Here is a 12,783-nt window from a genome sequence, read left to right as displayed (position 1 = left end):
TGTTTAAAAAACTGTTTTTGGTGTGACCATGATATACCGTGCGCCTAGTTGCTCTTTTAATGTATCGACGATCAGACGCTTTCATCGTCTGCTCTTAGGTATACCGCTTTGCGTGTTGGTGATTGGCTGCGATAGCGCCTCTTCTAATACCAACAAAGAAGTGAGTACTAAGGTTGCGCCGGTCAATAACGCTGCAGACAGCAGCCCATCTACCGTCGATCTGGCAGACAGCCTATCTAAACCTAAGGCTGATGCCGACGAGCTCGACGCCGTAGAAGGTCGCTCGCTGATCATGGCAGCGCAATCAACTGCCGATAGCAGCATTGACACTGTAGATAGGGATGGAGACACTGCCAATTATGGCTCGCTACAAGCCACGCTAATAGGCGACTACGGCGGTATGTTGCCCTGCTCTTTTTGTGACAGTATCGATATCACCCTAAACCTATTTGCCGATGGCTCCGTCCTAAAAACCAGTCTGTATAACAACCCTTCCCAGCCCAAAGTCCCGACGATTGAGTCTGGCATTTATCGTCAAGATAACGACCTCATTACCATCGTTTATGAGCAAGAAAACATAGAGACCTACCGTATTCAAGACAATCATCTGATATTGATGGACAATGACAAACAGCTCGATGACGATTATGTTTTATCGCGTAAATAGCGTATCCGTTTGTTGCTGACTCATGCCTGTTATGATAAAGCCTCAATACTGCACCTACCCATTAGGTGTTTTTTATTGGTCATCGAACGACGTTTACTTTACAATGAATCCCACTCTTGGGCACCAAACGTTTGCACATCCAACCTTGCAGACGAACTCTAATCAGCAAGTCTAGCCAGCAAGGTTCAGCCAGTCAGTTTGCCCCGATAGACCTTATGTCTTTGGGTCTACCAGCTTGAGAGTCCACCTTTTTACTTCAGCACGTACGGAACGTCTATGCATATTCATATCCTTGGCATTTGTGGTACTTTTATGGGGTCGCTGGCATTGCTGGCGCGGGCGCTTGGGCACAAGGTTACCGGCTCCGATGCCAATATCTATCCGCCGATGTCGACCCAACTACAAAATGCCGGCGTCGTCATCGAAGAAGGATACCTGATCGAGCATTTACAGCCGGCGCCAGACTTAGTGGTGGTAGGCAATGCCATGAAACGCGGTATGGATGTCATCGAGTACCTACTAAACGAAGGACTGCGCTACACCTCAGGTCCGCAGTTTTTGTCTGAGCAAGTATTGCAGTCGCGTCACGTCATCGCGGTAGCCGGTACACACGGCAAGACCACGACCACGACGATGCTCGCTTGGATACTGCACTATGCTGGTATCGATGCAGGGTTTTTGATCGGCGGCGTGCCACTGGTCGATACGCCTGATACGCACTTGCAGCAAGTGTTTGCCCACAGCAGCTATCTTGGTGCAGACAAACTTACAGCGAATAAAGACAGTGAGGATAAACACGTCGGCTATTTTGTCATCGAAGCCGATGAGTATGACTCTGCATTCTTTGATAAGCGCTCTAAGTTCGTCCATTATCGTCCGCGTACGGCTATCTTAAACAACCTTGAGTTTGATCATGCCGATATCTTTGCCGATCTCAATGCGATTCAAACGCAGTTCCATCATATGGTGCGCATGATTCCTAGTACGGGTAAAATCATCATGCCTACCGCCACAGTCAACCTAGAGGAGACCTTGGCAAAAGGCGTCTGGACGCCAGTCTGGCGCACCGCGATTGATGATACAAATATCACTGCCTCAGACAGCGCCACGGCTCGTAGCGACTGGCATGCTAAGCTATTAACCGCTGACGGTAGTCGTTTTCAGCTCAGCTATCCTGCCGATAACGCAGCAGCGATTGTAGAGTGGTCGATGAGCGGTATGCATAATGTCAACAATGCCCTCGTCGCAGTCGCCGCCGCCTACGATGTGGGCGTGAGTGTAGAGACCGCGTGTGCTGCTCTATCAGACTTTGCAGGTATCAAGCGCCGTATGGAACTGATTGGCAATGTCGATGATATCTTGGTTTTCGATGACTTTGCCCATCATCCAACTGCGATCACCACTACCTTAGACGGTGCCAAAAAGAAGCTGGCGGACCGACGCATTTGGGCCATCATCGAGCCGCGTAGCAACACCATGAAGATGGGCATTCATCAAGACAGCCTTGCACAGTCAGCAGCGCTAGCCGACGATACGCTCTGGTATGAGCCGTCCGGGCTGGAGTGGGGGCTTAAAGAAGTTGTTGATACCGCGATGGCCGAGGATAGTACCATCGGTCATCAGCAAGTACTTTGTAGTATTGAGGGTATTATTGAGCATCTCTGTGCGTATGCGCAGTCAGGTGATGCCATCGTCATTATGTCTAATGGCGGCTTTGAAGAAATTCATCAGCGACTACTCACCGCCCTACGCGAGCGATAGGCGCAGCACACAAGTCAAATTGATACCAGTCGCGCGTTTAAACGTATATCACCGTTTTATTGTCAATTGGCTATATCTGATTTATTGTATTTAACACTGTTATAAGCCGCCTATCACCTACTCAAAGCGCCGTTTATGGATGATAAACGGCGCTTTTTTGTCTGATGTTTATCGTTTTTTACTTCAGCACATATCTTCGCCACCCGTTAGCGACTTTACTACCTTTGTAACCTTCCGTTTACCTATTTCCTCTGCTTGATAGCAAACAGCGGTTTTTCCTCACATAGCCCATACACAGATAACATTTTGTGCTTACTCTTCAATCCTCAAAATGACTACAATAAATTCATCAAAGCACATCACACAATTATAAATGATAAAAAATTAGGAGAATAATATGAGCTTTATTTGGATGATTATCGTCGGTTTAGTCGCAGGGTTGTTGGCACGTGCTATCAAGCCAGGTAGCGATCCCATGGGCTGGATTATGACGATTGTATTAGGTATCGTCGGGGCGATGCTCGGTGGCTTTATTGCAGGGCTTATCGGTATCGATGCTGACGGTGGCTTTATAGGTCTTATCTTCTCTGTCATTGGTGCCATCATCTTACTGTTCTTGTATGAGATGATCGTCACTAAGCGCCGCGTATAAGAAACGCAACTTAGCTAATTTGGTACAGATAACTTGATAAAACTGCATTGATAAAAAAGGATAAAAAAGATAGTTTTGAACAAAATCAATCAAGCAACACTCATCGAGCAAAAATATGTATCTTACCCAAAAGCCTTGCGATTAGCAGGGCTTTTGTATGTACCGGCATAAATTCTAACGCCCGCGAACATAAGGGGAAAGTATTGATAAGCATTACTTTTGTCCCCATTTACCTTATAATATATACCCTATTTTATCCTTAGCATTGAGGTAAGCATTATGGCATTACTCCCTATTTTAAACTATCCAGATCCGCGCTTGCGTACGATCGCTGAGCCTGTCAAGGAAGTGACTGCTGAAATCAAAACCTTGATCGCCGATATGATTGAAACCATGTATGATGCCCAGGGTATCGGTTTGGCAGCCAGTCAAGTGGATCGCCATATTCAGCTAATCGTCATGGATTTATCTGAAGATAAAAGCCAGCCGCGCGTGTTTATCAACCCAAAAGTGACGCCACTGGTTGAAGAAAAACAACCGTACGAAGAAGGCTGTCTATCAGTGCCAGATGTCTATGACAAAGTCGAGCGTCCGACCAAGGTTCGCATCGAAGCCCTAGACGAAAACGGCGACAAGATAGACGAAGAGGTCGAAGGCCTACTAGCAGTATGTATCCAGCACGAAATGGATCACTTAAATGGGGTCATTTTTGTCGATTACTTGTCTCGTCTCAAGCAAACACGAGCCCGCGATAAAGTACGTAAAGTAATCAAAATCCGCGAAAAACAAAGCGCGCATGCTGCTGAACAACAGCCGCAAACCACTAACGCATAAGCCAAGCATATTTGCTATTCGCTTTTACCAAAGGTTTTTTATATGACGATGATCAAAATTGATCAATATTTTGACTCTGCCGCTTGGCAGAAATTTACCAAAGCCGCTGAAGGTCGCGAAACCCCATTTTTGGTGGTGGATCTTAGTCGTATCAAAGCCAAGTATCATGAGATGGTCAGTCTGTTTCCAAAAGCAAAAATCCACTATGCCATGAAGGCCAGCCCAGCGGTTGAAGTCATCGAGCTATTGGCAGAGCTGGGTTCAAACTTTGACTGTGCTTCCATCTATGAGCTGGACCGCGTGCTTGATTGCGGCGTTGAGCCATCACGCATCTCGTATGGCAACACCATCAAAAAAGCCGAGCACGTCAAATACGCCTTTGATAAAGGCATCGAGCTATATGCAACTGACTCAGAAGCGGATCTAAAAAACATCGCCAAGCATGCACCGGGTTCTAAAGTGTTTGTACGCATCTTAGTACAGGGGTCAGAGACGGCAGAATGGCCATTATCTCGTAAGTTTGGCTGTCACCCAAATATGGCCATTGATTTGCTTATTCAAGCACGTGAGCTGGGTTTGGTGCCTTATGGCATCTCGTTCCATGTCGGCAGCCAGCAAAAAGACGTGGCCGCTTGGGATGACGCGCTGGCTAAGGTCAAATATATGTTTGACTGGATGAAAAACGAAGAAGGCATCAAGCTACAGATGATCAATCTAGGTGGCGGCTTCCCAACCAACTATATCAGCGAAGTCAATCCTATTAAGGTCTATGCAGAAGAGATTACCAGCTATTTGACTGATGATTATAATGATGACGAGATGCCTGAGATTATTCTAGAACCAGGTCGTTCACTCGTCGGTGGTTCTGGTGTCTTGGTCAGTGATGTGGTACTAATCTCTCGTAAGTCAGACACTGATTTGGCTCGCTGGGTATATACGGATGTTGGTTTGTTCCAAGGCTTAATCGAGACGCTCGGCGAAGCCATCAAATATCCTGTTTATACGCCAAAAATGGAAACGTCAACAAGCGAAGGCACCGTAGTACTGGCAGGCCCGACGTGCGACTCAACCGACATCATGTACGAAGAAGCGGGCTATCAGCTACCAGAAGAGCTGGAGATTGGCGATAAAATCTATTGGCTGACCACGGGCGCTTATACCAACTCGTATTCTTCAGTCGAGTTTAACGGCTTTCCGCCGTTAGACGTGGTTTATATTGACTAGTCTTTACGACTACTATCTATAGAGAAGCGCGGTGCTATGAATAACAGCACCGCGCTTTTTTGTATTTAGCCATTTGCGTAATGAGCTATTGAACCAGCAGAGCTATCGGTACACTATTAATGCTATTGGTCATTCGACTGCCGCTGCTGGTTGAGCGTTGTGAAATCTCACCAATCGTCACCCACTGTCCACGTGGCACAATGATTGTATTGTTCAGACTTTGACTTTGAATGCTATTACTGCTCGTGCCGTACCTATTGTAGGATGAGTTGGATCGCGCCAGTCGCTCTTCAACTTGTGACAACCTCACTTCGACTTGACCATTCGGTAGTAGACGCGGTGTAACAGCAATGCCTTGCGTCGTTGGCAGTAGTACCTGCTGATGAATAATAATCTGCGCGCTTGGCTGACGGTCAGCTGGATAATGATAATTCGGTTGAATAGTGGCACGATAGTTCTGCGTCAATGAATAGAGCGTACCTGTACTGATACTAGCGGCACTACCAGACAGCGTTTGTACTTGATACAAGCTACTACCTTGTTGCTGGCGGTTATATTGATTGATTACGCCTGCACCTCGGATACCGCGATTGGTAATAATAACCTGACCCTGACGAATATTATCCTGAACACTGCTGCTATTGCCAACACGCACCGCGACCGTGAGCGCTTGCGGCTGACGATCAATCAAAGACAGTAGCTGCTGCAGCTTTAGGTAATTGGCAGGCGTGGTGCGGATGACCAGCTTGTCTTGATAACTGGTCACCGTACCACCGTCACGGCTACTCTCTAACTGCTGGCGTACCGCTGGTATAAGTGCCTGACCACCATAGGTATCAATGACATAAGTCTCATAAGTCGCCGCTTGGACAGTCACCAGCGGCACCGTTATACCAACTGCCGTGGCTAGTAGGCTTTTATAAATAGCATGGCTATAAAGGACACGGCGACTGTGTTTGACTGCCATCACAGTCGCTACCGCATAACTGAGCGCTTTAAGATAAGCACGGGCAGAGCTACTCATTTAAACCCAGTACATCTTGCATATTATATTGCCCAACGCCCTGCTCAATTACCCAAGTTGCGGCGCGTACTGCACCAGCGGCAAAGGTCATACGTGCACGGGCGCGGTGGGTAATCTCGACCACTTCACCATCAGCGATAAACATCACCGTATGATCACCGATGATCTCACCGCCGCGTATCGCATGAATGCCAATGCTACCCGCTTCGCGCTCGCCGGTCTGCCCTTCACGGCCATAGACAGCGACGTCTTTTAATCTCTGTCCGCGCGCGTCGGCCACTGCTTCTGCCATCATGTAGGCGGTGCCCGATGGTGCATCGATTTTGTGCTTATGATGGGCTTCGATGACCTCAACATCGGCGTCATCACCAAAGGCTTTGGCTGCCATACCGAGCAGCTTTAGCGATAAATTAACGCCCGTTGAATAGTTGCCTGCGTAGACGATAGCGATTTGCTGGCTGGCAGTTTTTAGCACTTGCTCTTGCTGCTCATTAAAACCTGTGGTGCCGATCACCATCGCAACGTCATTTGCCGCACAGACTTGCATATTTTGCTCAGTGGCATCGGGCAAGCTAAAATCAATCAGCACATCGATATCATGAATCACTGCCTTTAAATCATCGACGATTTGCACCTCTAAATGCCCAATCGCCGCGACCTCGCCCGCATCTGCACCGACAAGGCTTGAGCCTTGACGTTCAATCGCGGCGTTCAGTGTCGTTTGTGGGTTGTCTTGTACCGCTTCGATGAGCATGCGTCCCATACGGCCACCAGCACCGATGACGCCGACTTTGATGGTTTGTTCTTGTGTTTGTTTTTTGGTTTGTTGAGTCATGTTTTGTCCTAGATATTTATGTTTTTAGAACGGTGGTGCTTATAGGTCATTTATCCTAAGTTTAGCAAATATCCCTGCATGGGTGGTTTTTTATACACCCATTAAAAACCCCTAGCGTTTCACGTGAAACACTAGGGGTCTGTTATTGATTCACTAAGCCAAATGCGTGATCAACGCGATGAAAACCCTTTGATCAATCAAATAGATCGCCGATCTTTTTAAAGAAAGATTTTTTGTGCGGCGACTGCTGATGCTTGCTATCACCATCTAGTGTGTCTTGGAATTGACGCAATAGGTCTTTTTGCTCACGCGTTAGGTTCACGGGCGTCTCAATGACCACACGGCAGATCAGATCACCTTTCATGGTGGTGCGTACTGGCGTCACGCCTTTACCGCGCACGCGTAACAGCTTGCCACTTTGCGTACCTTCAGCGACCTTGATTTTGACTTTACCATCCAAGGTTGGGATTTCCACTTCTTTACCCAAAGCGGCATCAGTGATGCTGACGGGCACATCCATATACAGATCCGCGCCTTGGCGAGTAAAGACGTCATGAGGTTTGACGCGTACCTCGACATACAGGTCGCCATTTTGTACGCCAGCGCCACCCGCTTCGCCTTCGCCTGCGAGACGAACTCGGTCGCCATCATCGACGCCGGCTGGGATAGAGACTTCAAGCGTGCGTGACTTGTCCTTGACGCCGTTACCATGACAGTCAGGGCATGGGTTTTTGATTTGCTTACCTGAGCCGCCACACTGCGGGCAGGACTGCTGTACAGCAAAAAAGCCTTGCTGCATACGTACTTGGCCTTGACCATGACAAGTCTGGCACGTGACGATATCAGAGGCGTCTTTTGCGCCTTTACCGTCACAAGTGTCGCAAGGCGCAGGCGCGGTAAAGCTGATTTCTTTTTTAGTACCGCGTACCGCTTCTTCGAGGGTAAGCTCAATCACATAACGCAAGTCCGAACCGCGACGTGAGCGACCGCCGCCGCCGCGCGACTGACCAAAGATATCGCCAAAATTGCCAAAGATATCACCGAAGATGTCTTGGAAGTTGCCGCCGCCACCAAAACCGCCGCCGCCCATGCCGTTTTCAAACGCCGCATGCCCCATGCGATCATAGGCTGAGCGCTTTTCTTCATCACTAAGCACCTCATACGCCATCGATGCTTCTTTGAATTTCTCTTCGGCATCAGGGTCATCAGAGTTGCGATCTGGATGGTATTTCATGGCCAGCTTGCGGTAGGCTCGCTTAATTTCTTTGCTGTCAGCGGTTTTACTGACACCTAATACTTCATAAAAATCGCGCTTACTCATGGGCTCTCCTATCGTCTTCGCAGGGCCGCCGATCGATCGATTCATCAACCCATAGCAATTATCGTCTGTTGCTATTCAGACTCGCAATGCTGTTTCACATGAAACATGGCGAGACAATAAAAAGCAAAGAAGAGAATCGTCTGAATCGTACAAGCGAATGCGGCGGGGTGCTGCTTAGCCAAATCAATTATTAAAAGTTTGCGCTATTTATGGAGATGGTAAGGTGATTTATCAAGCGCATTAGAGGCGAAATTGTCGGACAGAAGATGATGGGCGCCCAAAACAGAGTTCGTTAAGAATAGCACAAAGGTTTTTATACCTTTTTGGCAGGGCTTCATGCTAGTATTTATCGCCATATTCGTACGCATTTAAATTTAGGCTTTTAGATTGGCGATAAGGTAGTATTTTTTATGAAAAAGCTGTTGGTTTTATTGATCGTTATTGCGGTGACAGTTTATGCAGGCTCGCCTTACTACAGTGCCTATCAGCTCAAAAACGCCTATGATGCCAACGACGGTGCGGCGATTGCGGCCGCCATCGACTACGAGCAAGTCAGGCCAAGCGTACAAACCCAGCTCACCAATCAATTTGCAACCACCATACGCAGCTACCCGTTGGTGGCCGAGCTCGGCGGCGAGCCATTAATACAAGCGGCCAACACCTTTATCATAAAGGCCGTCAATGGTGCCATCACCGCACAAAACATCGAAACCGTCATCAACACCCAAGGTCAAGCCAATACCGCGACCAAAGAGCTAGCGGCGGCGTGGGCCATCGCCAGCAATCAGGTCAATCTAAAAAACTTGATTCAAAACCTCATCATTCATCGCGGTGATATCGATGCGGTGGTCAAAGATCAAATGCAACAGGTCATGCAAAAACAAGCGGCTGAGCTAGAAAAACACGCCGTGCAAGGCAATGATAGTGACAAGCCAGCGCTGAGCTATTGTGGCATCAACTGTTTTACCATCAGCGGACAGATCAAAGGCTATCCGCTGACCATCGAGATGCAGCGACAAGGTCTGATTGAATGGAAAATCGTCGATATTGTGTTGCCATAAGTCTCTGTTTATCAGTATGTTGTGATAAGCGCCGTGTCATTATTGGTTGAGAGCACTAGCGCTACGACACGTTTGCGCTAAATCCAGCATATACAATAAACACCAAAAAACCGCGCAGCATTTATGGCGTGCGACCGCTCATCTATTTACTCCACGCCCAAAAACTCTAAAAACTCCGGACTCTCAAAACTTGCTTGATACAGCACGCCGTCTTCGCGGTAGATAGCTGGCGTCGCCATCACGGCTAGCCCTGCTGCTTTTTCGCGATTGGGGGTCAGATGGTCGGCCTGGCAGCTTGCTGGGGCAGGCGTCATCTCTCCTTGCAGCATAGCTTTGTCAAACGCTTGACGGCGGCTATCTTCACTGCCTTGACACCAGATAGCACGCATCTGCTCAGGCGATGCTTCATATATCGGATAACCAATAATATGCACCGTGACGCCTTTGTCATTGAGCATCGGTAGCTGCTGATGGAAGCGGCGGCAATAAGGACAGTTGACATCGTCCGCCACATAAATCACCGCTTTTTCGGTGGTAGTGGCAGGATAGGTGATAAGCTGCTGACGGTCTAACCCCTGAAAAACTAACTGGTTTTTGCGCTGCTCAAAGGTCTCATCTAACCCCATAAACCGACCGTTTTCGATGACAGATATCTCGCCGTCGGTGATGTACTGCGCATCATCGGACAACAAAAACGGCACGCCCTCTAGCGTCGCGCCCCAAATTACCCCTGGCACCGCGGTATAAAAAAACGGGGTCTTGGCACTCATGTGTTTGAGCGCACTCATATTGGCGAGGATGGCCGATTTGGTCTCGGCACTCACCGGCTGCCCTGCTTGCTCGCTACGGCTGCGGGCAGGGGTTTTGGTCACCACCTGCTTACTGGGGTTTTTTTGTAGCTCGCCTTGGATGACGTACTTGCCATCTTCGGTGATATGTAGTGGCGGCTGGCCGGCGAGACTGACCTGATACATATTGGGCAGCTGCGATGGCTCAATCGCCGTAATCTGAGCTTTGATACCCGCTTGGGTCAAGCGCTCACGTAACTGACTATCGAGCGTTTGGCTCACACTGCCTGCTGATTGCATTTGATTGGGCGTTTTTTTGCTGACGTCGGTGGCGCTCGGCTGCGCACAGGCGGTAGCAGTAAGTAGCAAGGCCGCCATCAAGCTGGTAAATTTTAATACAGGGAGTTTCACAAAGACCATCCTATTTGGTGGATTGATAGCAAGTGTTTATCAAACAAACGGCGATAGGCATTATTATCAAATCGCTGCTAATAAAGCATCGGCACGTATTACTTATAGCCGATCCACTCTAAAAAGCGCATAGCGCTACTGGGATGAATTTTGCGCAGCCTCTGGGAACGCAGCACGCAAGTAAAATTTATACCAGTAGCGCGTTTAAATTTATATAACAGTTTTATTTTAAACTGACTATATGTGTGCTGCCACAGGCGCTATCAAAACAGTTTTATCAAAAATGGCTATCAATAAAGACAACGATATTATGTAAAAAAACGAAGTAAAAAGAATAACAAGACTTTAGCACAAGAAGGGTATTTGCAAAGCGCTCAGGGCGCAAGTTTGCAAAATTGCTACCCAGCTTTAAGAGATAGACAACACACAAGCTGCCATAGATGATTTTTTCATAAAAAAAGCAGCACACATAACGTGGCTGCTGATGAGGTGTCTTTAGTGACGTGTTATCGCTTTGACCAGTCGGCACTCAAACTCAATGTTAGAATTTGGCCACTTCTTCTGCGCTCAAAAAGCGGCTGTCGCCTTTTTCTAACCCATCAAGCGTGATATGGCCGATACTGGCACGGTGCAGCTCAACGACTTTATTGCCAAAATACCCCATCATGCGTTTGACCTGATGATATTTGCCTTGCTCTAAGGTTAGACGCGCATGTTTCTCATCGATAAACTCAAGGGTAGCCGGTTTGGTCGGCTCATAATCGCCCTCTAACAAGATACCTTCGCCCACCTTTTTGATTGCGTGGGCTTGCTCCTCCTCATTCATAGGATCAGCAAGCGTTAGCTCATAGACTTTGGCGTGCTCGTGCTTGGGACTGGTGACGCGGTGTAGCCAGCTGCCATCATCACTCAGTAGGAGTGCGCCTGTGGTATCGACATCGAGGCGGCCTGCAATACGCAAGCTGGCAAGCTCAGGCACAGCGATCAGCTCGGTGACAATTGGGTGTTCTTTGGCTTTTAGCGTACACTCAAAGCCTTCAGGCTTATGCAGCAAGATATAACGATTACCCGTCGCCACCGAGAGCGGCTCGCCTGCCCACAGCACTTCATCATTGATAATATCGACATGTAGGCCTGGGTCTTTGACCACTTCATCATTTACCGTCACCTCGCCGGCGTGTAAGATCTTTTTGGACTCTTTGCGCGACAACTCAGTGGCTTTACTTAAAAATTTATCTAAACGCATGTATTTGCTACCATCAGTTTTGTATTACCAATCCCAGCCTACGTAAGCCCCATCTATCAATCCTGGGCGCTTTGGCGCCAAGATATTTAGAATAAATCGCTTAGTACGCAAGCACAAGCGGCTCGTTATCTTCTTAGCTGAGTCATGGTACTATAATGAAAATTAATTGCACACTGTGCTAGGGCGTGTTTGATCATTCACAAACAAGCACTGACAGTACAAGTGCCACCAGTTTATCATATCCAACCTAAACCTGATGAAATATGAGCTATCAAACCTTAAAAAACCCCGTGACCGCGCGGCTTGAGATCAAAAAATCTGAGTTTATCGCTCATGCCTATCCTGTCAGCTCGCGTGAGCAAGCGATGTTTCACGTGGAACAACTGCGCGAGCAATATCCTGATGCGCGCCATTGGTGCTGGGCCTATATCATCGGCGACCCTGACAACACCACCAGCGCAGGCTTTGATGACGATGGCGAGCCAAATGGTACGGCGGGCCGTCCGATACTGGGCGTACTACAGCACAAATCTATCGGCAACGTCATCATCGTGGTGGTGCGTTATTTTGGGGGTATCAAGCTCGGGGCAGGCGGCCTGACTCGCGCCTATGCTGGCTCAGCACAAGCGGCCGTCGACCAAATGACACTAAGCCCTTATATACCGATGGCAAAGGTGCAGATAGTCGCGACGTTTGCTACCGAAGCACAGTGCCGCTATGTGATTGAGGATTTGGGCGGGCAGATTGAAGATGTCGCTTATAGTCAGCAAGTCATGCTGACCGCGACGCTCGCCCAAGCAGATATTGCCGACTTAAAAGAACGGCTAGCGATGGATGGGCGCGTCTTAGAGTCATCATAAATTTTGAGTAATCATACGTTCACTGAGCATTCACTGAAAAACATTGGTTTTGGCCACGGCCGTCGGTATGATAAGGCATTGATTGTTAAAGATGATTTT

The 12,783-nt window shown here is 48.2% G+C and carries 12 protein-coding genes; 7 read left to right on the top strand and 5 right to left on the bottom strand.

What is annotated here, in order from left to right; genetic code table 11:
- Nucleotides 1-28: 28 nt before the first annotated feature.
- The 5 genes from ACNFVB_RS01270 to ACNFVB_RS01250 all read left to right on the top strand — a co-directional run bounded on the left by ACNFVB_RS01270 (nt 29) and on the right by ACNFVB_RS01250 (nt 5,138).
- Complete coding sequence (locus ACNFVB_RS01270) at nt 29-667, top strand: copper resistance protein NlpE N-terminal domain-containing protein (protein ID WP_288996470.1); 639 nt, start codon at nt 29-31, stop codon at nt 665-667.
- 276 nt (nt 668-943) lie between these two features.
- On the top strand, nt 944-2,428 hold the full coding sequence (mpl, locus tag ACNFVB_RS01265; RefSeq protein WP_430737824.1) for a UDP-N-acetylmuramate:L-alanyl-gamma-D-glutamyl-meso-diaminopimelate ligase: 1,485 nt from the start codon (nt 944-946) through the stop codon (nt 2,426-2,428).
- A 397-nt stretch (nt 2,429-2,825) separates the two neighbouring features.
- Nucleotides 2,826-3,080 carry a GlsB/YeaQ/YmgE family stress response membrane protein gene (locus tag ACNFVB_RS01260; protein WP_198336133.1) on the top strand — a complete coding sequence of 85 codons (255 nt, stop codon included), beginning with the start codon at nt 2,826-2,828 and terminating at the stop codon, nt 3,078-3,080.
- A 279-nt stretch (nt 3,081-3,359) separates the two neighbouring features.
- Nucleotides 3,360-3,914, top strand: coding sequence for a peptide deformylase (def, locus tag ACNFVB_RS01255; protein WP_288996464.1), 555 nt, complete (start codon nt 3,360-3,362; stop codon nt 3,912-3,914).
- A gap of 48 nt (nt 3,915-3,962) precedes the next feature.
- Nucleotides 3,963-5,138, top strand: coding sequence for a type III PLP-dependent enzyme (locus tag ACNFVB_RS01250; protein ID WP_288996578.1), 1,176 nt, complete (start codon nt 3,963-3,965; stop codon nt 5,136-5,138).
- Between the two features lie 85 nt (nt 5,139-5,223).
- On the opposite strand, the gene ACNFVB_RS01245 is transcribed toward ACNFVB_RS01250, so the two are convergent.
- The 3 genes from ACNFVB_RS01245 to dnaJ form a co-directional block, all read right to left on the bottom strand.
- Nucleotides 5,224-6,162 (bottom strand): hypothetical protein, encoded by a 939-nt coding sequence (locus ACNFVB_RS01245; protein ID WP_430737823.1) that lies wholly within the window; start codon nt 6,160-6,162, stop codon nt 5,224-5,226.
- Nucleotides 6,155-6,997 (bottom strand): 4-hydroxy-tetrahydrodipicolinate reductase, encoded by an 843-nt coding sequence (gene dapB / locus ACNFVB_RS01240; RefSeq protein ID WP_430737822.1) that lies wholly within the window; start codon nt 6,995-6,997, stop codon nt 6,155-6,157. Before dapB ends, ACNFVB_RS01245 begins: the two co-directional genes overlap by 8 nt.
- A gap of 193 nt (nt 6,998-7,190) precedes the next feature.
- Nucleotides 7,191-8,318, bottom strand: coding sequence for a molecular chaperone DnaJ (gene dnaJ, locus ACNFVB_RS01235; protein WP_288996458.1), 1,128 nt, complete (start codon nt 8,316-8,318; stop codon nt 7,191-7,193).
- Between the two features lie 410 nt (nt 8,319-8,728).
- Between dnaJ and ACNFVB_RS01230 the strand changes: the two genes are divergently transcribed.
- Nucleotides 8,729-9,379, top strand: a complete 651-nt coding sequence (locus ACNFVB_RS01230; RefSeq protein WP_288996456.1) for a DUF2939 domain-containing protein — start codon at nt 8,729-8,731, stop codon at nt 9,377-9,379.
- A 146-nt stretch (nt 9,380-9,525) separates the two neighbouring features.
- Here ACNFVB_RS01230 and ACNFVB_RS01225 read toward each other — a convergent pair whose 3' ends face one another.
- Nucleotides 9,526-10,587 carry a disulfide isomerase DsbC N-terminal domain-containing protein gene (locus ACNFVB_RS01225; RefSeq protein WP_430737821.1) on the bottom strand — a complete coding sequence of 354 codons (1,062 nt, stop codon included), beginning with the start codon at nt 10,585-10,587 and terminating at the stop codon, nt 9,526-9,528.
- Nucleotides 10,588-11,119: 532 nt separating this feature from the next.
- Nucleotides 11,120-11,824 carry a pseudouridine synthase gene (locus tag ACNFVB_RS01220; protein ID WP_430737820.1) on the bottom strand — a complete coding sequence of 235 codons (705 nt, stop codon included), beginning with the start codon at nt 11,822-11,824 and terminating at the stop codon, nt 11,120-11,122.
- 263 nt (nt 11,825-12,087) lie between these two features.
- Between ACNFVB_RS01220 and ACNFVB_RS01215 the strand changes: the two genes are divergently transcribed.
- On the top strand, nt 12,088-12,684 hold the full coding sequence (locus tag ACNFVB_RS01215; RefSeq protein WP_430737819.1) for a YigZ family protein: 597 nt from the start codon (nt 12,088-12,090) through the stop codon (nt 12,682-12,684).
- Nucleotides 12,685-12,783 lie beyond the last annotated feature (99 nt).

Origin of the sequence: Psychrobacter sp. VH5 (genome assembly GCF_050572635.1) — a bacterium.
Lineage (GTDB): Bacteria > Pseudomonadota > Gammaproteobacteria > Pseudomonadales > Moraxellaceae > Psychrobacter > Psychrobacter celer.
Note: the sequence above shows the minus strand (reverse complement) of the source record. Positions and strands in the feature narration are given on the sequence as shown.

Coding starts and splice junctions, on each gene's coding strand:
- dnaJ (WP_288996458.1), bottom strand. CDS start 8,318: ATGAGTAAGCGCGATTTTTATGAAGTATTAGGTGTCAGTAAAACCGCT.
- ACNFVB_RS01260 (WP_198336133.1), top strand. CDS start 2,826: ATGAGCTTTATTTGGATGATTATCGTCGGTTTAGTCGCAGGGTTGTTG.
- ACNFVB_RS01270 (WP_288996470.1), top strand. CDS start 29: ATGATATACCGTGCGCCTAGTTGCTCTTTTAATGTATCGACGATCAGA.
- ACNFVB_RS01220 (WP_430737820.1), bottom strand. CDS start 11,824: ATGCGTTTAGATAAATTTTTAAGTAAAGCCACTGAGTTGTCGCGCAAA.
- ACNFVB_RS01215 (WP_430737819.1), top strand. CDS start 12,088: ATGAGCTATCAAACCTTAAAAAACCCCGTGACCGCGCGGCTTGAGATC.
- def (WP_288996464.1), top strand. CDS start 3,360: ATGGCATTACTCCCTATTTTAAACTATCCAGATCCGCGCTTGCGTACG.
- ACNFVB_RS01225 (WP_430737821.1), bottom strand. CDS start 10,587: ATGGTCTTTGTGAAACTCCCTGTATTAAAATTTACCAGCTTGATGGCG.
- ACNFVB_RS01250 (WP_288996578.1), top strand. CDS start 3,963: ATGATCAAAATTGATCAATATTTTGACTCTGCCGCTTGGCAGAAATTT.
- ACNFVB_RS01245 (WP_430737823.1), bottom strand. CDS start 6,162: ATGAGTAGCTCTGCCCGTGCTTATCTTAAAGCGCTCAGTTATGCGGTA.
- dapB (WP_430737822.1), bottom strand. CDS start 6,997: ATGACTCAACAAACCAAAAAACAAACACAAGAACAAACCATCAAAGTC.
- ACNFVB_RS01230 (WP_288996456.1), top strand. CDS start 8,729: ATGAAAAAGCTGTTGGTTTTATTGATCGTTATTGCGGTGACAGTTTAT.
- mpl (WP_430737824.1), top strand. CDS start 944: ATGCATATTCATATCCTTGGCATTTGTGGTACTTTTATGGGGTCGCTG.